This window comes from Olleya sp. NP1-10, assembly GCF_055804415.1.
Genome location: NZ_CM147840.1, coordinates 2110001 through 2130517, shown reverse-complemented (window position 1 = coordinate 2130517; position 20517 = coordinate 2110001). Strand labels below are relative to the sequence as shown.

Below are 20517 nucleotides of genomic sequence, written 5' to 3'. Positions count from 1 at the left end.
ATGCAAATTGTTTTTGCTACCAACAACTTAAACAAAGTAAAAGAAGTCCAAAGTCTTATACCTAATCATATCAAACTTTTAAGCTTAAAAGATATTGGATGTTTAGAGGACGTGCCAGAAACACAACCAACTATTGAAGGTAATGCAAAACAAAAAGCAAACTACATCAAGCAACAATATGGTTACGATTGTTTTGCTGATGATACTGGTTTAGAAGTAGAAGCGTTAGATGGAGCTCCTGGTGTGTTTTCTGCAAGATATGCTGGACCACAACGTAATGACCAAGATAACATGGATTTACTTTTAAAAAACTTAAAAAACAAACCTACAAGAGATGCACAATTTAAAACTGTTATAGCATTAGAATTAGATGGTAAGCTAAACACTTTTACAGGAATTTGTAAAGGAGAAATCACTGTGACTAAACAAGGTGAACAAGGGTTTGGCTATGATCCAATATTTAAACCTAATGGATTTGACAACACGTTTGCCCAAATGGATATAGTGCAAAAAAACACTATTGGTCATCGTGGTAAAGCAGTCCAACTACTCATTAATTTTTTAAACTCGATGTAATTTAACACACATTAAAACTAAAATAACTTGTTGTAAAAATTTATTAATCGTAATATTGCGATATACAGATTGAGTTGTGATTTTAATATAATAAAAATGACTAAAAAAATTAAGCTTCCTTGACAGAAATCTAACCCTTTGGATCTTTGTCGCAATGTTAATTGGTGTTGCAATTGGATATTTTGTCTCATCATTTCCGGATGTTATCAATTCATTTAATAGCGGAACGACAAATATTCCGATAGCAATCGGATTAATATTAATGATGTATCCTCCTCTTGCTAAGGTTAATTATTCTTTATTGCCTAAAGTATTTAGAAACACTAAAATTCTTTCAATTTCACTGTTACTAAACTGGGTTATTGGACCTGTTTTAATGTTTATTTTAGCATTAACCTTTTTACAAGATTATCCAGAATACATGGTTGGCTTGATTTTAATTGGATTAGCACGTTGTATTGCAATGGTTTTGGTTTGGAATGACTTAGCAGAAGGTAGCAGCGAGTATGGAGCTGGATTAGTGGCTTTAAACAGTATTTTTCAGGTGTTTGCTTATAGTTTTTATGCTTGGTTGTTTATAACTGTTTTACCTCCTTACTTTGGTTTTGAAGGTGCTATCGTTGACATTTCTGTAGCTACAATTGCAGAAAGTGTTGCTATTTATCTAGGTATCCCATTTGTCTTAGGAATTTTGAGCAGATTACTTTTAGTCAAACTAAAAGGAGAAGATTGGTATAATAATAAGTTTATACCAACCATATCACCAATGACGTTAATTGCATTATTATTTACAATTGTAATCATGTTTTCTTTAAAAGGAGAATTAATTGTAGAAATCCCAATGGATGTATTAATCATTGCTAATCCTTTATTAATATACTTTACGTTAATGTTTGTTATTGGCTTTTTCTTGACTAAAGCAATGGGAGCAAATTATGATAAAACAGCAGCTGTAGCTTTTACTGCAGCAGGTAATAATTTTGAATTAGCTATTGCGGTAACCATTGCTGTATTTGGACTAAACTCTGGACAAGCCTTTGCTGGTGTTATTGGTCCATTGGTAGAAGTACCAGCTTTAATACTATTAGTTCGTGTGTCCTTTTGGTTGCGCAAAAAGTACTTTAGTAAAAGTGCAGTATAAAATTCAATACAAAAAATGTAATAACTAGCGGTTTTGATGTTTTCAAAATCGCTTTTTTTATTTTTAAAACTATAATTAAACATTTTTTTAAAATGTAAAACCTCTGTTATTACCTTTAAACACTATACAATTAGTAACTTAAAGCAATAATAACATCCCTTTGGTAATTATGTTAAATAAAAGTGTACCTTTGCACCTTGAAAAACCCAAGTGGTTTATTTACTCCTCAGAGAGAGGATGTGTTACTAGAAGTTTTAGGTTAAGTATGTTCAATGCACTTCTATTTGTAACACCAAACAGATTGACATTGAAATACATATACAAAGAATGAGCACATTCCAAGATTTAGGTCTTAACGAAGATCTATTAAAAGGTATAACGGATTTAGGTTTTGAAAAACCATCTGAAGTACAAGAAAAAGCAATCCCAATTTTATTAAGTGAAGAAACAGATTTAGTTGCATTAGCGCAAACTGGAACTGGAAAAACAGCAGCATTTGGTTTTCCTATGTTGCAAAAAATTGACGTTAACAGTCGTACAACCCAAGGTTTAATATTATCTCCAACGCGTGAACTTTGTTTACAAATTGCAAACGAGATGAAAGCCTATGGTAAATACTGTAAAGGTTTAAATGTGGTTGCCATTTATGGTGGATCAAGTATTACTGATCAAGCTAGAGAAGTAAAACGTGGAGCACAAATAATTGTTGCCACTCCTGGTCGTATGAAAGATATGATTAGCAGACGCTTGGTTGACATTACAAAAATTCAATATTCAGTTTTAGATGAAGCTGATGAGATGTTAAACATGGGTTTTAAAGAGGATATTACAGAGATTTTATCTGGTACTCCTGAAGACAAAAACACATGGTTATTCTCTGCAACAATGCCAAAAGAAGTTGCTAGAATCGCTAAAAATTTCATGTTAGATCCAAAAGAAATTACTGTTGGACATAAAAATGAAAGTACAAGTAACGTTTCTCACGAATATTACATGGTTAATGCACGTGACCGTTACCAAGCACTAAAACGTTTAGCAGATGCTAATCCAGATATATTTTCTGTTATTTTCTGTCGTACAAAACGTGATACGCAAAAAGTTGCAGAGCAACTAATTGAAGATGGTTACAGTGCTGGAGCATTACATGGCGATTTAAGTCAAAATCAACGTGATATTGTGATGAAGCAATTTAGAACACGTCAAATACAAATGTTAGTAGCTACAGACGTTGCTGCACGTGGTATTGATGTAGACGATGTAACACACGTTATAAATTACCAATTAAGTGACGAAGTAGAAACTTATACACATAGAAGTGGTCGTACAGGTCGTGCAGGTAAAACTGGTGTATCTATGGTAATTGTTTCTAGAAGCGAAATGCGTCGTTTAAAAAGTATAGAACGTATTATAAATAAAAAGTTTGAATTAAAAGAAATTCCTAACGGAATGGAAATTTGTGAAGTACAACTTAAGTCTTTAGCAAACAAAATTCATACGACTGAAATCAATCATGAAATTGATCCATATTTAGAAGAAATAAACACATTATTTGAAGAGACTTCAAAAGAAGAGTTAATTAAAAAGTTTTTCTCTGTAGAGTTTACACGTTTCTTCAATTACTACCAAAAAGCTAAAAACTTAAATGTTTCTGCTGGAGACAGTAATCGTGAAGGAAGAAGTCAATCATCTGGAAGTGCAACACGTTATTTTATTAACGTAGGAGAAAAAGATGGTTATGACTGGATGAAGTTAAAAGATTTCTTAAAAGAAGTTTTAGACTTAGGACGTGATGATGTATTTAAAGTAGATGTAAAAGAAACTTTCTCTTTTTTCAATACAGAAAAAGAACACCAAGAAAAAGTATTAGCTTTTTTCACAGATTATAAAGACAATGGACGCTTTGTTAATGTAGAAGTTACAGAAGACAGAGGTGGACGTGGTGGTCGTGGTGGTCGCGACAGAAACCGAGGTGGTGGAGGAAGACGTCGTGATGGTGGAGACCGTAGACGTCGTGATGACAAACCAAGAGGAGAAAGACGTTCTAGACGTAGCGATGACAACTCTGGAAACAGAAGCGATAGACGTAGAAATAACGATGGAAACTCAGAAGGAAGAGAAAGACGTGGAGATAGAGATAAGTCGGTTTTTAAAACCTCTCACTCTAGACCAACACGCTCTAGACGTAAAGATTAAAACTAAACATTCGTTTAATTTTAATTAAACCTTTCTGTTAATATTTAGTCAAAATACAAAGAAAACGCCATATTTAGCGTTTTCTTTGTATTTTTATATTTATAAACATATACATGAAGTACTCCCTATTTATTGTTCTATTGGCTTTAAGCACAACTTTTGGATTTGCGCAAGTAAAATCTGAAGGCCAAACTACTGTTGCAACTGCACAAAAAAATACAGACTCGACGTCTATTAATAAAGACTCAACTGTAAAAGGAATTATAATTGATGCGACCTCAAAAAGACCATTAGAAAATGTAAATATTGTTAACTTAAATCAAGTTATTGGTACAGCAACAAATAATAAAGGTGAATTTGAATTACGTGCACAAGCTAATGATACATTACACCTCTCCTATTTAGGTTTTAAATCTATTAAGGTAAAAGTAACTAATGACTGGGTAAATAAAATTGAAAAATCTACCATCACTTTAACAGAGTTAGCTTTAGCTTTAGAAGAAGTTGTTGTTACAGGTTTACAATTAACTGGTTATTTAGAAGTAGACATTAAACAAGTTAATATAAATACAAATTACAGATATAGTATCTCTGGTTTATCTAATGGTTATGAAGCTGGAAAAAGACAACCAAGTGCTGTTACCAAGGTTTTAGGCTCGATATTTAATCCTTTAGATTTTTTGTATAATACATTTAGCTCTAAAGGTAAAGAGTTACGTAAGCTAAAAAAGATGAAAGACGATGACAACATCCGAAACACCTTAGCAACACGATTTGACAGAGAAATGTTAACAGCTTTACTTGGAGTAAACAAAGTAGATTTAGACGAGATAGTTAGCCAATGTAATTATTCGCAAGAATTTGTAACAACTGCAAATGATCTTCAAATATTAGATGCTATTAGTGAATGTTATGAAGAATACAAAGTACTAAACAGAGGTCGTAAAAAAGAATTTAATTTCAACACATAAAAAAACTCAAACCATTATAGTTTGAGTTTTTTTATACTACTTTTCAGGATTATCCTCATAAAATCTAGCCACAATATCATCATAACTCTTAATTGTTTTTTTACACCAATCAAGTCGTTTTTCTAATAGTTCGGTTTCACTTAATTGCCAATCAATATTAGTTTTTTTTAGTTTAGACGTTGCATGTTGTAAAATTATAGCTGCACTAACAGATATATTTAAACTTTCAGTAAAACCAACCATTGGGATTTTTAAAAAACTATCCGCTTGTTTAATCACCTCATCAGACAAACCTTCGGTTTCTCTTCCAAAGAAAAAACAAGACTTTTTTGTTACATCAAAATCATATAACTCACAATCTTCAGTATGTGGTGTCGTTGCAACTATTTGATAACCTTTAGCTTTTAAATCGGTTATACAATTAGTAACGGAATGATATCTATTTAGGTCTACCCATTTTTGTGCTCCCATTGCTATTTCTCCATCAATACTTTTACTATTAACCTCTTCAACAATATTAACTTCTTGTATACCAAAAACATCACAACTACGCATTACAGCACTAGTATTATGTAATTGATACACATCTTCTGTTGCAACTGTAAAGTGTTTGGTACGTTGTTGTAAAACTTTTGTAAAACGTTGTAATCTATGATCCGTTAAATACGTCTCTAAATGTTGTAATAATTGTAAGTCTACCATATATCTAAAATAAAAAACTTAGTTGTTAGAGTCTTTAATATCAAAATTTAAAATAGCAATCTGGTCTTAATTACTATTATCAGCACAATTTATAAAAACAGTAATTTTAATAATTAACAAAAGTGTTTTATATTTATTAAAGATTCAATAATTAAATTGAATCTCTTGTTTTTTTGCAAAGCATTAAGATTTTAAAAAGAATTAGTCTTAAGTTTATAATCTAAACACCAAAAGTAACAAAATATTAATGGCTGTAAAACAACTCATATCCTCTTTAGTTATATTAATACTATTTTTTACGACAGTTGTTGCGCAACAGACTTTTAAAATTAACCCTAACGATACTATTGTTTACAACGATAGTAATAGCGAAAAAGTAGTAGCTTTAGGTAGTGCTATTGAAGCTGCTGTCCATAACAATCAGGTGGATAATTTTATTTCTAAATGGTATAAAAATGTATTTATCAAACGTATCATTGATTTAAACCCAAATTCTGGCAGCATGACTGCTAATTATGCTAAAACATTTGTAAGTGGTATCAAAAAAGGATTAGATAAATTTCCAAACGAGATAGTTACTGAAGTCCAAAATGGCTCCTATTATGACTTTGTAAATTACAGATACGATCAATATTTACAAACCTATTATTTGTTATTTAGGTTATACTCAACAGAAGGTGGAATGAATTATCACGATTATAGAGTCCATAAAAAAGATGGCGAAATGCTATTTTCTGACGCTTATATATATTATTCAGGAGAAAACTTATCACAAACGATGTCTAGGTTAATGAGCTATGTTACGCCAAAAGATAAAATATTAGGCTTAGTAGATTCTCCAAAAAACAAAGATATTGATAATCTATTTTCTGCATTAAAATATAAAAATGCTGGTCATTATGAGCTATCTTATAAACTGATTAATACTATAAAATCTGAAGTTAGTAAAGATAAGTTTTTTTGATTTTCAAAACACTTATTGCTAGTAATGTAGATGAAAATAAATATTTAGCAGCTTTAGAAGAATTGATAAATACTTTTCCGAACGATCCTACTATTGTTTTAAATAAAATTGATTACCATATTTATAAAAACGAATATTTTGAAGCTATTCAAGTTATTAATCAACTACAGGAAGAAACTGAGGATGATTTTTTAAATTACTTAAAAGCTAATGTTGCTTTTCAAGACAAGAATTATGACTTTGCATTAAATAATTATAAATATACTATTGATAATTACCCTGATTTTTTTGAAGGTCAAGCTGGTTATTTAAGTACTTTAGTTATGATGGAAAATTATGATAAAGCTACTACCTATGTAGAATCTTTAATAAAAGATGGTTATGCAAAACAAGACATTATTAATTATATTGAAGAAAATGATGACTTTGGTTTAAATATACTACAACCCTTAGTAGACTCTAAAAGCTATAAAAACTGGAAAATTAAAAGCGATAATTAAAAAAATGAAACATTTAGTAGTCTTAACAGGTGCTGGCATGAGTGCAGAAAGTGGTATTAAAACATTTAGAGGTGCAGATGGACTTTGGGAAGGACATGACGTTATGCAAGTCGCATCTCCTAAGGGGTTTAAAACCAATCCTGAACTTGTTTTAGAATTTTACAACCAACGTAGACGTCAATTACTAACTGTAAATCCTAATCAGGCACATATAGATTTAGCTACTTTAGAAAAGCATTTTAAAGTCACTATTATAACACAGAATATTGATGATTTACATGAACGTGCAGGAAGCACAAATGTGATCCATTTACATGGCGAATTACTTAAAGCTAGAAGTGTTAATGATGAAAACCATGTTGTAAACTGGAAAAAAGATTTAAATATAGGAGATTTAGATACAAACGGAAACCAATTACGTCCACACATAGTTTGGTTTGGTGAAGCTGTACCTTTAATTGATACAGCTGTGGATATTTGTGCAACTGCAGACTTACTTTTAATTATTGGAACATCTTTACAAGTCTATCCTGCTGCTAGTCTAATGAATTATGTACCAGAAAGTACTCCAAAATATTTTATAGATCCTAATCCTTCAATTTCCAGCACTAAACACTTAACAGTTATTCCTGAAACAGCTACAAAGGGTATGAATACTTTTATTTCAATATTATAACTATGTCCATAAAACACCTGTTATTAATTGGTTTTATAAGTACTGTAACCTATGGTCAAAATAGCATCCTTTCTTTTAAAGAAAAACTATTATTAAAATCAAATATTAATACACAAACAGAATCTTTTTCTGTTCAAAACGATGGACAATCTATTTTAGTTAATGCCAATAATACGTATCGACTAGAAGTTGGCGCTAATTATAAGTTTTTAGGTTTAAAAATTGGTTTTTCCCCAAGTAATAAGTCTTCTGAGTTAAAATCAAAGTTTTTAAATCCACAATTAAATATTTTTATTAAACAATGGATTCAAAGTTTTGAATATCGAAAAGTTCAGGGCTTTTACCAAGAAACTAATGCTCAAGACTTGGCTAAGTTTCCGGATTTAAAAACAACAAGTTGGACTGGCACAACTTCATATGTATTAAATCATGATTTCTCATTAAAACACTTAACGCATTTAACAGAATGGCAACGTCTAACTGCTGGTAGTTTTATACCAACATTACAATATGGTTTTAATAGATTAAGTAATAATATTGATGAACAAAAAGTAGTAGAGAATAGTTTTGACTTATCCATTGCTCCTGCTTACTACTATACCTGGGCTTTTAAAAAATATTGGTTTATATCCTCGTCTATTGCTCCTGCTATTGGCGTACGTTTTACAACTGAAAAATCAAACGAAAACATACAAAAAGATACGTTTATAACACGATCATTAGACCTTACGTTTCAATTTGGATACACCTCTGAAACCATAAGTGCTGGAGCACGATTTAACTTTGATAATAATGCTATTAATAAAGATTTAAAACAAAGTATGATCAATGATAAAAGTTATGCTAGTCTTTATTTTGGATATAGATTTAATCCACCAAAGTTTTTAAAACAAACCGTTAGTAATATCGAAGACCGTTTAGGTTTATAGCCTATTTCATTAAGTTTATATCAGCAATGCTTTTAATACGGTTACGTTCTAGGAAGGCATCAATAGTTTCAAAATGCTCTATAACACGTTGGTCTTTAAACTCAAAAACCTTTTCTGATAAACCCTGTAAAAAATCTCTATCGTGAGAGACTAAAACTAAAGTACCATCATAGGTTTTTAAGGCTTCTTTTAAAACATCTTTTGATTTTAAATCCAAATGATTTGTTGGTTCATCTAGAATTAATAAGTTTACAGGCTCTAATAATAACTTTACCATAGCTAATCTTGTTTTTTCTCCTCCTGATAAAACTCCTACTTTTTTATCTATATCATCACCTTTAAACATAAAACGACCTAAAATATTTTTAATTCCGGTCCTAATATCGCCTTTAGCAACGTCATCAACCGTTTGAAAAACAGTTAAATCATTATCTAACAAAGCCGCTTGGTTTTGTGCAAAATAACCAACTTTGACATTATGTCCTAAACTACATTCTCCATCATAATCTATTTGACCTAAAATGGCTTTAATCATAGTAGACTTACCCTCTCCATTACGACCAACAAAACTTACTTTTTCTCCGCGTTTAACAGACATATTAGCCTGACTAAACACAACAACGTCATCGTATTTTTTAGTTAAATTTTGTACAGTAATTGGATAATCACCAGATCTTGGTGCTGGAGGAAAACTTAATTTTAATGAGGAATTATCGACTTCATCAATCTCGATAATTTGCAACTTTTCTAGCATCCTTTCTCTTGAAGTTACTTGATTTGTCTTAGAGTAAGTTCCTTTAAAACGCTCAATAAAAGCCATATTATCTGCAATAAATTTTTGTTGCTCTTGATATGCTTTTACTTGATGACTTCTTCTATCTTCTCTTAATTGTAAATAATGACTGTAATTAGCTTTATAGTCATAAATACGTCCCATTGTTACCTCAATAGTACGATTGGTAATATTATCAATAAATGCACGATCATGCGATATAACCATAACAGCATCTGCTTTATTTACTAAAAAGTCTTCTAACCAAATTACAGATTCAATATCAATATGGTTTGTAGGCTCATCCAATAAAATTAAATCTGGTTTTTGTAACAAAATCTTAGCAAGCTCTATTCTCATTCGCCATCCACCAGAAAACTCGTTAGTTAATCTTATAAAATCTTCTTGTTTAAAACCTAGACCTTTTAAAGCTTTTTCTACTTCTGCATCATAGTTTACATCTTCTAAAGCATAGTATTTTTCACCAAGATCAGAGACCTTTTCAATAATAGACATATACTCATCACTCTCATAATCTGTCCTTGTCTCTAACGCTTTATTAAGTGCATCCATTTCATCTTTCATGGCATACACATGTTTAAAAGCTTTTGCTGCTTCTTCAAAAACAGTACAATTATCTTCAGTTAATAAATGCTGTGGTAAATATGCAATAACTGCATCTTTAGGCGCTCTAACATGACCTCTTGTTGCTTTTTGTTGTCCTGCAACAATTTTCATCATTGTAGATTTTCCTGCTCCATTCTTACCCATCAAAGCGATCTTATCTGTTGGATTAATAACAAAAGATACATCACTAAAAAGTGGGCTTCCGCTAAACTCTACTGCTAAATTATCTATAGAAATCATGGTCTGTTTTTTAAAGTTGCGAAAATAATAAAAAGACTAGTATTTAATTCAAATACGTACTTATAATTACTACAACTCGACTTAAACTTAAAAAGGTCAGACTAGAAAAGTGTTTTAAACTTAATCTAATCTGACCTTGATTGTTATTATTTTTGCTACTGTTGTAATACAGTATACAGAAATACTATTTATTCAAAAGATTTCATAATCTCATCATAACCTGGGAAATAATGAGAATTAGATGCTAATAAATTAGACTCTTTTGCAACCATAGTCACCTTATATTCTGGCGCATGTTCTGCTTGTACAATATATTTATAAGAACCATCTTTACCTGAAGTGTTTTTACTTTTAAAAGAATAAGTGTAAATACAAGAAGCTGTTTCATAAGCTTTGTCACCTAAACCTGATGATACTCTCTCTATTTCTGCTAATATTTTTTCGTTTTTAGAAATAGCTGCTTGTAAACGCTCTACTTTTTCTTGTTTATATGAAGAAGAACCTTCTTTTTTATACATTTCTTGTTTTTGTATAATTTTTTTGTCAGCTTCTATAATTTGTGTGTAGTAATTTTTGTTGTATTTTACATTATCACTAAATAAAACAGAATCTTTTAATGTAAGTTCAACAAACTCGTAACTATCAGGATATTCAAGTTTAGATTTAATTCTTTTTTCTAGTTTGGCTTTTACAATCATATCTCTATTTTGATAAGAATTTTGAGATGCACTTTCCTGCTCTGATTTACAAGAAGTAAAAAGAATTGCTACAAGAAGTGTAGTGCCAAATAAGGTTTTAGTAATTTTATTCATAATAAGCGTGGTTAAATTAATTAAGTTTTAAGGAATTACAAAATTAAAAAAAAGAACATATCAAAAAAACTTTTTAGATATTTCGCAATAAAACACCATGTTTTTGATAAAAAAACTATAAAAAAGTTAATTAACCCAATATTATTAAAGAATAAGTATCATTTTCACAAAATTTTAAGATTTAATGATTCAAACAGCTCTAATACTAAACATTCAATAATTTTATCACTTTTAATTTTAATAGATTTAACTGAATCAAAAAGCAATTTCAACTCAAACATTTCTTCTATCTTTGCAACTATTAAAGTATAATTATGAGAATTGATATTATAACCGTTTTACCAGAATTAATAAAAAGTCCATTTGAAGCATCCATTTTAAAGCGTGCAATTGAAGCTGACTTAGTTGAAGTTCATTTTCATAATTTAAGAGATTATACTACAGGTAATTATAAGTCCATAGACGATACTCAATTTGGTGGTGGAGCAGGAATGGTTATGAGTATTGAACCTATTGATAAATGTATTACTAAATTAAAAGAAGCAAGAACTTATGACGAGGTTATATACATGACTCCAGATGGCAAAACTTTAAACCAAGGTATTGCTAATCATTTATCACTAAAAGAGAATATTATTATTTTATGCGGTCATTATAAAGGTGTAGACCAACGTGTACGCGATCTTTTTATTACTAAAGAAATTAGTATTGGTGACTATGTTCTATCTGGAGGAGAACTTGGTGCTGCAGTACTTTGTGATACTATTATAAGATTAATTCCTGGAGTTTTAGGTAATGAAACTTCTGCTTTGACAGATAGTTTTCAGGATAATTTATTAGCGCCTCCAATTTATACCAAACCAAGAAGTTATAAAGGGTTAGATGTACCAGAAGTACTGTTAACAGGTCATGCAGCTAATATTGATAAATGGAGAGAAGAACAAGCTTATAAACGTACCAAAGAAAGACGTCCGGACTTATTACAAGACTAAATTTATAGACTATAAAAAAGAACTATAAATTTTTAAAGTTTTTACTTTATAAGTTTTACAATTTACTTATATTTGCACCCAATTTCGGATTAACCTCTGGCGAGATACGTGAATGTTACTCTGAATCAATCATTTAAAATAAAATAAAGATGGAATCTTTAATTAAATTTGTACAGGACGAGTTTGTAACAACAAAGGACTTTCCTGAATTTTCAGCTGGAGACACAATTACTGTGTACTACGAAATTAGAGAAGGTGAAAAAGTAAGAACTCAGTTTTTAGAGGAGTTGTATTACAAAGAAGAGGAACAGGAACTTCTGAAACCTTTACTATTAGAAAAATGTCAGGAACAGTTGGTGTAGAGCGTATCTTCCCTATCAACTTACCTGCTTTACAAAAAGTAGAAGTTAACAAAAGAGGTAAAGTTAGAAGAGCAAGAATCTTTTACTTTAGAAACCTTACAGGTAAAAAAGCTAGAATTAAAGAAGCTAGAAGAAAGTAATTTTTTCAACCTGAAATATATTAAAAAGCCTAACTTAACTAAGTTAGGCTTTTTTAGTTGTTAACTATTGGTGTTAATTAAAATTAGTTACTGTTAAAAAAACATATAAAAAACACTATTAAACAATTAATTTTCAGTATATTAAATTAATATTTATATTAATTTAATGTTACATTTGATTTAGTCAAACTGTTTTGGGGTTTTATTAATATCTAAAAAACAGTTTTAGTGTACATTTAGTAACAATTAAATAATAAGTTACACCCTAATGTAGCATTGATTTAATATTTGTTGGACTTATAAGTACCAAAATGTTATCTCAAAAAAGCCATAACAATACTTAGTGAAAACTATTATGTTATGGCTTTTATGTTAAAAATATTAATATATCTTTTTAATATAATTAAATTTAATCTTTAAAAGACAAAAATGTTATTACCCTTTATTACTGATAAGGAATATAAAAATATAGATTTTACCATAACACCTTTTCAAAAGGCAGAGTATGATAATTGTACTTTTATCAATTGTAACTTAAGCGATTGCTATTTATCTATGATAAACTTTGTAGATTGCCAATTTATAGATTGTAATTTAAGTAATTGTAAAACATCAGATACTACACTAAATAATGTAAAATTTATAAATTGTAAATTATTAGGCATGCTTTTTAATGATTGTAACCAATTAATAATGGCTATTAATTTTGAAAATTGCCAACTAGATTTTGCATCATTTTATCAATTAAAATTAACTAATAGCCTATTTACTAAATGTGTTTTTAATAAAACTGAATTTACAGAAGCTAATTTAAGTAAATCTATATTTAAAGATTGTGACTTTAGAAAAGCTATTTTTTTTAACACCAATCTAGAAGAAGCAGATTTTACTACAGCTTATAATTATATTATTAATCCTGAAAATAATAGAATTAAAGGTGCTAAATTTTCGAAAGACCAAATTGAAGGACTCCTGGAACATTACAAAATTAATATTTCTTAAAAAAACACCTATATTTTATTAAATCCGCAATAAACGTCGTTGTGGCTAATATTCAACTAAATATAGATGTTAAGTAAACGTTTTCGCTTTAAAAAACCTTCTATTTTTTGTATATTCGCCAAGCTTAAAACTAAACAAAATTTAAATTATATTTATGTCAAACTCATCAAAAATAATATATACTATTACAGATGAAGCGCCTGCATTAGCGACGCGTTCATTTTTACCAATTGTTCAAGCATTTACTGCCTCTTCTGGAATAGGTTTAGAAACCAAAGACATATCATTAGCTGCACGTATTCTAGCAGTGTTCCCTGATTACTTAACAGAAGACCAACGTGTGTCTGATGATTTAGCTTATTTAGGAGACTTAGCTAAAACACCTGAAGCAAATATTATCAAACTTCCAAACATTAGTGCCTCTATACCTCAGTTAAAAGCTGCTATATCAGAATTACAAGCTAAAGGTTTTGCTATTCCTAGTTATCCTGAAGAAGTAACTAACGATAAAGAAAAAGATGCTAAACAACGTTACGATAAAATTAAAGGTAGCGCTGTAAACCCAGTTTTACGTGAAGGAAACTCGGATAGACGTGCACCAAAAGCGGTTAAAAACTACGCTAAGAAAAACCCACACTCGATGGGTAAATGGTCAAAAGACTCTAAATCACATGTAGCAACAATGACCGAAGGTGATTTTGCACATAACGAGAAATCTGTAACACTAACAGATGCAACTTCTATAAAAATAGTACATACTGATTCTGATGGGAATGAAACAGTGTTAAAAAATGATTTAGCACTTTTAAAAGGAGAAATCATTGATGGAACTATATTAAGTAAAAACGCTTTATTAACTTTTTTAGAAGCTCAAATTAAAGACGCTAAAGAAAAAGGTGTATTGTTTTCATTACACATGAAAGCTACAATGATGAAAGTATCAGATCCAATTATTTTTGGTCATGCTGTTCGTGTATTTTTTAAAGATGTATTTGCTAAACACAGTGCTACTTTCGAGAAAATTGGTGTAGATGTTAACAATGGCTTTGGAAACTTATTAAGTAATTTAAACGAGTTACCAGAAGCTGAACGCAATACAATATTAAAAGATATAGATGCTGCTTATCAAGCTAATCCTGCATTAGCGATGGTGGATAGTGATAAAGGTATTACAAACTTACACGTACCTAGTGATGTAATTATCGATGCTTCTATGCCAGCAATGATTAGAAACTCTGGACAAATGTGGAATGCAGATGGTAAATCTCAAGATACTAAAGCTGTAATCCCTGATAGTAGCTATGCTGGGATTTATACAGCAACTATTGACTTTTGTAAAGAGCATGGTGCTTTTGATCCAACAACAATGGGTACAGTACCAAATGTTGGACTAATGGCTCAAAAGGCTGAAGAATATGGTTCTCATGACAAAACGTTTGAAATGTCTGCAGATGGAAAAGTTCAAGTTATTGATGCAGATGGAAATGTATTAATTGAGCATACTGTTGAAGCTGGAGACATCTGGAGAATGTGCCAGGTTAAAGATGCACCAATCCAAGACTGGGTTAAATTAGCTGTTACTCGTGCAAGAGCATCTCAAACTCCTGCTGTTTTCTGGTTAGACGAAAACAGAGCACATGATGCCGAATTAATTAAAAAAGTAAATACTTACCTTAAAGATCATGATACTGATGGTCTAGAGTTACATATATTATCACCAATAAAAGCAACCGAATTTACTTTAAAAAGAGTAAAAGCTGGTGAAGATACAATTTCTGTTTCAGGAAACGTATTACGTGATTACTTAACAGATTTATTCCCTATTCTAGAGCTTGGTACATCTGCAAAAATGTTATCTATTGTTCCTTTAATGAATGGTGGAGGTTTATTTGAAACTGGTGCAGGAGGATCTGCTCCAAAACACGTACAACAATTTGTTGAAGAAAACCACCTACGATGGGATAGTTTAGGAGAATTTTTAGCACTTGCAGTTTCTTTAGAGCATTTTAGCCAAGTGAATAATAATCCAAAAGCTAAAGTTTTAGGTGATGCATTAGATGATGCTACCGAGAAATTATTAGAAAACAAAAAAGGTCCATCAAGAAAAGCTGGCGAAATTGATAATAGAGGAAGTCACTTTTATTTAGCAATGTATTGGGCAGAAGCTTTAGCTAATCAAGAAAAAGATGCCGATTTAAAAGCGCAATTTGGACCAGTTGCATTAGCCTTTAAAGCAGAAGAAAGCACAATAGTTTCTGCTTTAAATGATATACAAGGAGTTGCAGTTGACATTGAAGGATATTATTCTCCAAACGAAACATTAACGTCTAAGGCCATGAGACCTATCCAATTATTTAATGACTTATTAAAAAGTATCTAAAGCATACTTTTTAATTTAATAATAAAAAGCTTCTTTTTTAAAGAAGCTTTTTTTGTTATAAACAACAATTTCAAAACATTAATAACTAATATATCACTTGATTTTTAGTTATTTTTACTATTCAAAATCAAAAAATGAATTTAATAAGAAAAGGACTCCTAATCGTATTCCTATTATCTACAGCAAACATTTTTGCTCAAGAAAACTATACTTTAAGTGGAAAAATAACTGAAGCTAGTAGTAATGAAACCTTAATAAGTGTAAATGTGATTATTCCAGAATTAAAAACTGGTACAGTTACAAATGAATATGGCTTCTACTCTATCACAATACCTAAAGGAAATTACAAAGTTGTTATTTCATATTTAGGCTTTTCTGATATAACCGAAACTATTGAGCTAAATAAAAATATTAGTAAAAACTTTATCTTAGAAGAATCTTTTGAAAATTTAGACGAAGTAGTCATCACAGAAAACATCGAAAAATTAAGTATCAAAAAACCTCAAATGAGTGTCAATGCACTTAGTGCATCAACTATAAAAAGTATACCTGTAGTACTTGGTGAAGCAGATGTTATTAAAGCAATTACATTATTACCAGGAGTTACTAATGCTGGTGAAGGCTCTTCTGGCTTTAATGTTCGTGGTGGTGCAGTAGATCAAAACCTTATTCTTTTAGACGAAGCAACAGTATTTAATTCTTCACATCTTTTCGGCTTTTTCTCAGTTTTTAATCCAGACGCCATAAAAGATTTAAAATTATATAAAGGAGGAATACCTGCACGCTATGGAGGACGTGTGTCTTCCGTGTTAGATATTTACCAAAAAGAAGGGAATAGTAAAGCGTTTCATATGAATGGCGGAATTGGTTTAGTGTCCAGCAGATTATTGGCAGAAGGTCCTATAAAAAAAGACAAAGGTTCTTTTTTATTTGGAGGTCGTAGTAGTTACGCTCATCTATTTTTACCACTTTTTGATATAGATAACAAAGCCTATTTTTATGATTTAAATACTAAATTAAGTTATGATTTAGATGATAATAACAGTATTTACTTATCAGGATATTTTGGTCGAGATGTATTTAGAATTGCAGATAGCTTTGACAATACCTATGGAAATACAGTAGTAAATTTTAGATGGAATCATTTATTTTCTGATAAATTATTTTCTAATATGTCTTTAATTTATTCAGACTATTATTATGGTTTAAAATTAAATTTTGTGGAATTTGATTGGGATTCTGGTATTCAAAATTTTAATTTCAAATACGATCTTAAGCACTATGTTTCAAATCAATTTAAGTTACAATATGGTTTGAATAGTATGTATTATAAATTTAATCCTGGACAAATAGAACCTTCAACGCCATCATCTGGTATTAATTCTTTCAAACTAACAGATAAATATGCTTTTGAAAACGCATTATATATAGATGCAGAACATACTATAAACGATAAATTAGCTTTAAGTTATGGTTTTAGATTAAGCTCGTTTCTAAGATTAGGACAAGATCAATTAAACACATATGACAATAATCAAGCTGTAGTATTTAATGAAGATTTTCAAATTTATCAAAAAGCAAATCCAACTGGGACAGATACATTTAATCGTAGTCACATAATTAAAACTTTTACAAATCTAGAACCAAGATTAGCATTATCGTATCAATTAAATGAAAATACATCAGTAAAAGCTAGTTATAATAAAATGACTCAATACTTACATTTATTATCCAACACATCCTCACCTACACCTTTGGATGTTTGGGCTCCAAGTGGTAAATACATTCAACCTCAAAAATTAGATCAAGTTGCAATTGGCTATTTTAAAAGTATAAATGAAGATAAATACTCACTTGAAGTAGAAAGTTTTTATAAAAAAATTAAAAACCGAATTGATTATATTGATGGTGCAGATCTTATAGCCAATGATGCAATAGAGCAAGTCATTTTAAATGGAGAATCCAGAGCTTACGGATTAGAAGTATTAATTCGTAAAAATGAAGGTAAACTAAAAGGATGGTTAGCCTATACATTATCAAAATCTGAACAAAAAACACCAGGTAGAACACCACAAGAAACAGGAATAAATAATGGTAATTGGTATAATACAGCTTATGACAAAACTCATGATTTGTCAATAACAACTAGTTATGACTATAATAAAAAATGGGTGTTTAGTGCTAATTTTTTATATCAAACAGGACAACCAACAACGTACCCGAATGGTCAGTATATCTATAATAATATAAGTATTCCAAGTTACAGTAATCGTAATGCAGATAGGTTACCAAGTTATCATCGTTTAGATCTTTCAGCAAACTATACTCCAAAACCAGAAAAAAATAATGGATGGCAAAGTTATTGGGTCTTTAGTATTTATAATGCATATAATCGTCGTAATGCAGCATCAATAACTTTTGGAGAAAATAGAATGTCTGGTAATAACGAAGCCACAAGACTTGCAATTTTTGGACTTATTCCATCCGTATCTTACAATTTTAAATTTTAATAACATGAAAAAAACATTATACCTTATATTAGCAATATTGTTATTTAATTGTGAAGACGTAATTGATTTAGATCTACCAACAGCAGATTCAAAATTAGTAATAGAAGCCTCCTTAAATTGGTTTGAAGGTACAGATGGCTCTCAACAAGAAATAAAACTATCATTATCAGCACCATTCTTTGATAATCAAGTTCCTCCTGCAAACAATGCAATAGTAAACGTTGAAGATACAAACGGAAACGTATTTAATTTCACAGAAATTAACAATACAGGAATCTATCAAACAAATAATTTCATACCAGAAAACAATCAAGAATACAATCTAACTATAATTTATAACAATCAAACTTATATTGGTACAGAAACATTAATAACAACAACACCTGTTGACTATGTAGACCAAAATGATGAAGGAGGTTTTTCTGGAGAGGACATAGAACTTAAAGCCTATTATACAGATCCAGCAAACGTCGATAATTATTACTTCTATCAATTCGAAACAAGTATTGCACAAACACCAAATTTAGAAGTATATGATGATCAGTTTACCGACGGTAACCAAATTTTTGCATTCTTCACAGAAGAAGATTTAGAATCAGGAGATGAAGTAACAATCACAAATTATGGTATCTCACAACAGTTCTATCAATTCATGGATCTATTATTACAACAATCAAGTTCTGATTCTGGAGGTCCTTTTGAAACACAACCAGCAACCGTTAGAGGCAACTGTGTCAATACAACAAATCCAGAAAACTATCCTTTAGGATACTTTAGGGTTTCACAAGCCTTTCAATTTACCTATATTGTACAATAAAATTTGGGCGTTACCACAAGGGTCGCGCTTTCGGCAGTCGCTCTCTGCGAGGAGCTTCAACAAATGCCTCAATCCCTAACGCAAAACACAACAATAATTAAACAATGTCATTTATAAAAACAACCGAACAAGATTCAAATTACAATCACTTAGAAAAAATGTCATTGTCCGACATCTTAAATAACATAAATAAAGAAGACCAAACCGTAGCTCAAGCAGTTCAAAAAGCCATTCCCCAAATTGAAGCTTTAGTTCATCAAATAGTAATTAAATTAAAACAAGGAGGAAGATTATTTTATATTGGAGCTGGTACTAGCGGAAGATTAGGTATAGTAGACGCATCAGAATGCCCTCCAACTTTCGGAGTCTCCTATGATTTAGTAATAGGTTTGATAGCTGGAGGAGATAAAGCAATCAGAGAAGCAGTAGAGTTTGCTGAAGACTCAACAAATCAAGGATGGACAGATTTACAAGAACATAAAATTTCAGATAATGATGTAGTTATTGGTATAGCAGCATCAGGTACAACTCCATATGTAATTTCAGCTTTACAACAATGCAATAAAAACAATATAATTACTGGATGTATCACTTGTAATAAGAATAGTCCATTAAGTCAAACAGCACAATTCCCAATTGAAGCAATAGTAGGACCTGAATTTGTAACTGGTAGTTCTAGAATGAAAGCAGGAACGGCTCAAAAACTTATACTTAATATGATATCTACATCAACAATGATTCAATTAGGTAAAGTAAAAGGAAACAAAATGGTTGATATGCAATTAAGCAATGATAAATTAGTCGATAGAGGTACAAAAATGATCATGAGTGAATTAAATATAACATACAACGAAGCTCAATCATTACTTACAAAACATAAAACGGTTCGTAAAGCAATAAACATTTACAACAATGAAAACTAAATCTACAGATAAAGATATATTAGTAAAAGGAATCAAACAATTAGGTATTGCTCTTACCTTATTAATACTTGGACCTACTTTATTACATTTAGTATTAACTAACAGAGAACGTCCATTCTATTATTTGCTATTAACTATATCGATAATCATATGTTGTATAGCTGTAATATTTATATTTAAAGGTATCAATACTATTTTAGATAGTATATTTAAAAGTAAAAAATATAAATAAGAACTACCGATTACTCTCCTATAAATAAGACCTTTTATTATCATAATTAAATAGCA

17 protein-coding genes and 2 pseudogenes are annotated in these 20517 nt (G+C 30.3%); 16 read left to right on the top strand and 3 right to left on the bottom strand.

The window, feature by feature from the left end; genetic code table 11:
* From AC0L4B_RS09845 to AC0L4B_RS09830, 4 genes and pseudogenes are all read left to right on the top strand, one after another.
* Positions 1-576 (top strand): non-canonical purine NTP diphosphatase, encoded by a 576-nt coding sequence (locus AC0L4B_RS09845; protein ID WP_473436754.1) that lies wholly within the window; start codon positions 1-3, stop codon positions 574-576.
* 103 nt (positions 577-679) lie between these two features.
* Positions 680-1717: pseudogene (gene arsB, locus AC0L4B_RS09840) on the top strand (ACR3 family arsenite efflux transporter); the annotation flags it as partial.
* Between the two features lie 327 nt (positions 1718-2044).
* Entirely contained in the window at positions 2045-3910 is a 1866-nt protein-coding gene (locus AC0L4B_RS09835) for a DEAD/DEAH box helicase (protein WP_473436753.1), read from the top strand.
* Between the two features lie 113 nt (positions 3911-4023).
* Positions 4024-4881 (top strand): carboxypeptidase-like regulatory domain-containing protein, encoded by an 858-nt coding sequence (locus AC0L4B_RS09830; RefSeq protein WP_473436752.1) that lies wholly within the window; start codon positions 4024-4026, stop codon positions 4879-4881.
* Positions 4882-4917: 36 nt separating this feature from the next.
* Here AC0L4B_RS09830 and AC0L4B_RS09825 read toward each other — a convergent pair whose 3' ends face one another.
* Complete coding sequence (locus AC0L4B_RS09825; RefSeq protein ID WP_473436751.1) at positions 4918-5583, bottom strand: TrmH family RNA methyltransferase; 666 nt, start codon at positions 5581-5583, stop codon at positions 4918-4920.
* A gap of 247 nt (positions 5584-5830) precedes the next feature.
* Here AC0L4B_RS09825 and AC0L4B_RS09820 point away from each other — a divergent pair, with 247 nt between their 5' ends.
* From AC0L4B_RS09820 to AC0L4B_RS09805, 4 genes are read left to right on the top strand one after another with little or no spacing between them, the layout of a single operon-like run.
* On the top strand, positions 5831-6547 hold the full coding sequence (locus tag AC0L4B_RS09820; protein WP_473436750.1) for a hypothetical protein: 717 nt from the start codon (positions 5831-5833) through the stop codon (positions 6545-6547).
* A complete protein-coding gene (locus AC0L4B_RS09815; RefSeq protein WP_473436749.1) occupies positions 6544-7047 on the top strand; it encodes a tetratricopeptide repeat protein in 504 nt (167 codons plus the stop codon). Before AC0L4B_RS09820 ends, AC0L4B_RS09815 begins: the two co-directional genes overlap by 4 nt.
* A gap of 4 nt (positions 7048-7051) precedes the next feature.
* Positions 7052-7723: an SIR2 family NAD-dependent protein deacylase gene (locus AC0L4B_RS09810; RefSeq protein WP_473436748.1), complete on the top strand. Its 672-nt coding sequence runs from the start codon at positions 7052-7054 to the stop codon at positions 7721-7723.
* 2 nt (positions 7724-7725) lie between these two features.
* A complete protein-coding gene (locus tag AC0L4B_RS09805) occupies positions 7726-8652 on the top strand; it encodes a DUF4421 family protein (protein ID WP_473436747.1) in 927 nt (308 codons plus the stop codon).
* Between the two features lies 1 nt (position 8653).
* Here AC0L4B_RS09805 and AC0L4B_RS09800 read toward each other — a convergent pair whose 3' ends face one another.
* The gene (locus AC0L4B_RS09800) at positions 8654-10291 is read right to left on the bottom strand and encodes an ABC-F family ATP-binding cassette domain-containing protein (protein WP_473436746.1); all 1638 of its coding nucleotides are present in this window, start codon (positions 10289-10291) and stop codon (positions 8654-8656) included.
* Between the two features lie 188 nt (positions 10292-10479).
* On the bottom strand, positions 10480-11103 hold the full coding sequence (locus AC0L4B_RS09795; RefSeq protein ID WP_473436745.1) for a hypothetical protein: 624 nt from the start codon (positions 11101-11103) through the stop codon (positions 10480-10482).
* Positions 11104-11417: 314 nt separating this feature from the next.
* Here AC0L4B_RS09795 and trmD point away from each other — a divergent pair, with 314 nt between their 5' ends.
* From trmD to AC0L4B_RS09755, 8 genes and pseudogenes are all read left to right on the top strand, one after another.
* Positions 11418-12095 (top strand): tRNA (guanosine(37)-N1)-methyltransferase TrmD, encoded by a 678-nt coding sequence (gene trmD / locus AC0L4B_RS09790; RefSeq protein WP_473436744.1) that lies wholly within the window; start codon positions 11418-11420, stop codon positions 12093-12095.
* Positions 12096-12244: 149 nt separating this feature from the next.
* Positions 12245-12597 (top strand): annotated as a pseudogene (rplS, locus tag AC0L4B_RS09785) (50S ribosomal protein L19).
* Between the two features lie 429 nt (positions 12598-13026).
* Positions 13027-13599, top strand: coding sequence for a pentapeptide repeat-containing protein (locus tag AC0L4B_RS09780; RefSeq protein ID WP_473436743.1), 573 nt, complete (start codon positions 13027-13029; stop codon positions 13597-13599).
* A gap of 154 nt (positions 13600-13753) precedes the next feature.
* Complete coding sequence (locus tag AC0L4B_RS09775; protein ID WP_473436742.1) at positions 13754-15979, top strand: NADP-dependent isocitrate dehydrogenase; 2226 nt, start codon at positions 13754-13756, stop codon at positions 15977-15979.
* 134 nt (positions 15980-16113) lie between these two features.
* Positions 16114-18489: a TonB-dependent receptor gene (locus AC0L4B_RS09770; RefSeq protein WP_473436741.1), complete on the top strand. Its 2376-nt coding sequence runs from the start codon at positions 16114-16116 to the stop codon at positions 18487-18489.
* Positions 18490-18493: 4 nt separating this feature from the next.
* The gene (locus AC0L4B_RS09765; protein WP_473436740.1) at positions 18494-19306 is read left to right on the top strand and encodes a DUF4249 domain-containing protein; all 813 of its coding nucleotides are present in this window, start codon (positions 18494-18496) and stop codon (positions 19304-19306) included.
* Positions 19307-19410: 104 nt separating this feature from the next.
* Positions 19411-20229: an N-acetylmuramic acid 6-phosphate etherase gene (murQ, locus tag AC0L4B_RS09760; protein ID WP_473436739.1), complete on the top strand. Its 819-nt coding sequence runs from the start codon at positions 19411-19413 to the stop codon at positions 20227-20229.
* Complete coding sequence (locus AC0L4B_RS09755; RefSeq protein WP_473436738.1) at positions 20219-20461, top strand: DUF6095 family protein; 243 nt, start codon at positions 20219-20221, stop codon at positions 20459-20461. Before murQ ends, AC0L4B_RS09755 begins: the two co-directional genes overlap by 11 nt.
* Positions 20462-20517 lie beyond the last annotated feature (56 nt).

Excerpts from the sequence above, each read along its gene's own strand:
- AC0L4B_RS09800 (WP_473436746.1), bottom strand. The coding sequence starts at position 10,291 with ATGATTTCTATAGATAATTTAGCAGTAGAGTTTAGCGGAAGCCCACTT.
- AC0L4B_RS09830 (WP_473436752.1), top strand. The coding sequence starts at position 4,024 with ATGAAGTACTCCCTATTTATTGTTCTATTGGCTTTAAGCACAACTTTT.
- AC0L4B_RS09845 (WP_473436754.1), top strand. The coding sequence starts at position 1 with ATGCAAATTGTTTTTGCTACCAACAACTTAAACAAAGTAAAAGAAGTC.
- AC0L4B_RS09795 (WP_473436745.1), bottom strand. The coding sequence starts at position 11,103 with ATGAATAAAATTACTAAAACCTTATTTGGCACTACACTTCTTGTAGCA.
- AC0L4B_RS09770 (WP_473436741.1), top strand. The coding sequence starts at position 16,114 with ATGAATTTAATAAGAAAAGGACTCCTAATCGTATTCCTATTATCTACA.
- trmD (WP_473436744.1), top strand. The coding sequence starts at position 11,418 with ATGAGAATTGATATTATAACCGTTTTACCAGAATTAATAAAAAGTCCA.
- murQ (WP_473436739.1), top strand. The coding sequence starts at position 19,411 with ATGTCATTTATAAAAACAACCGAACAAGATTCAAATTACAATCACTTA.
- AC0L4B_RS09775 (WP_473436742.1), top strand. The coding sequence starts at position 13,754 with ATGTCAAACTCATCAAAAATAATATATACTATTACAGATGAAGCGCCT.
- AC0L4B_RS09810 (WP_473436748.1), top strand. The coding sequence starts at position 7,052 with ATGAAACATTTAGTAGTCTTAACAGGTGCTGGCATGAGTGCAGAAAGT.
- AC0L4B_RS09780 (WP_473436743.1), top strand. The coding sequence starts at position 13,027 with ATGTTATTACCCTTTATTACTGATAAGGAATATAAAAATATAGATTTT.
- AC0L4B_RS09820 (WP_473436750.1), top strand. The coding sequence starts at position 5,831 with ATGGCTGTAAAACAACTCATATCCTCTTTAGTTATATTAATACTATTT.
- AC0L4B_RS09835 (WP_473436753.1), top strand. The coding sequence starts at position 2,045 with ATGAGCACATTCCAAGATTTAGGTCTTAACGAAGATCTATTAAAAGGT.
- AC0L4B_RS09755 (WP_473436738.1), top strand. The coding sequence starts at position 20,219 with ATGAAAACTAAATCTACAGATAAAGATATATTAGTAAAAGGAATCAAA.
- AC0L4B_RS09765 (WP_473436740.1), top strand. The coding sequence starts at position 18,494 with ATGAAAAAAACATTATACCTTATATTAGCAATATTGTTATTTAATTGT.
- AC0L4B_RS09825 (WP_473436751.1), bottom strand. The coding sequence starts at position 5,583 with ATGGTAGACTTACAATTATTACAACATTTAGAGACGTATTTAACGGAT.
- AC0L4B_RS09805 (WP_473436747.1), top strand. The coding sequence starts at position 7,726 with ATGTCCATAAAACACCTGTTATTAATTGGTTTTATAAGTACTGTAACC.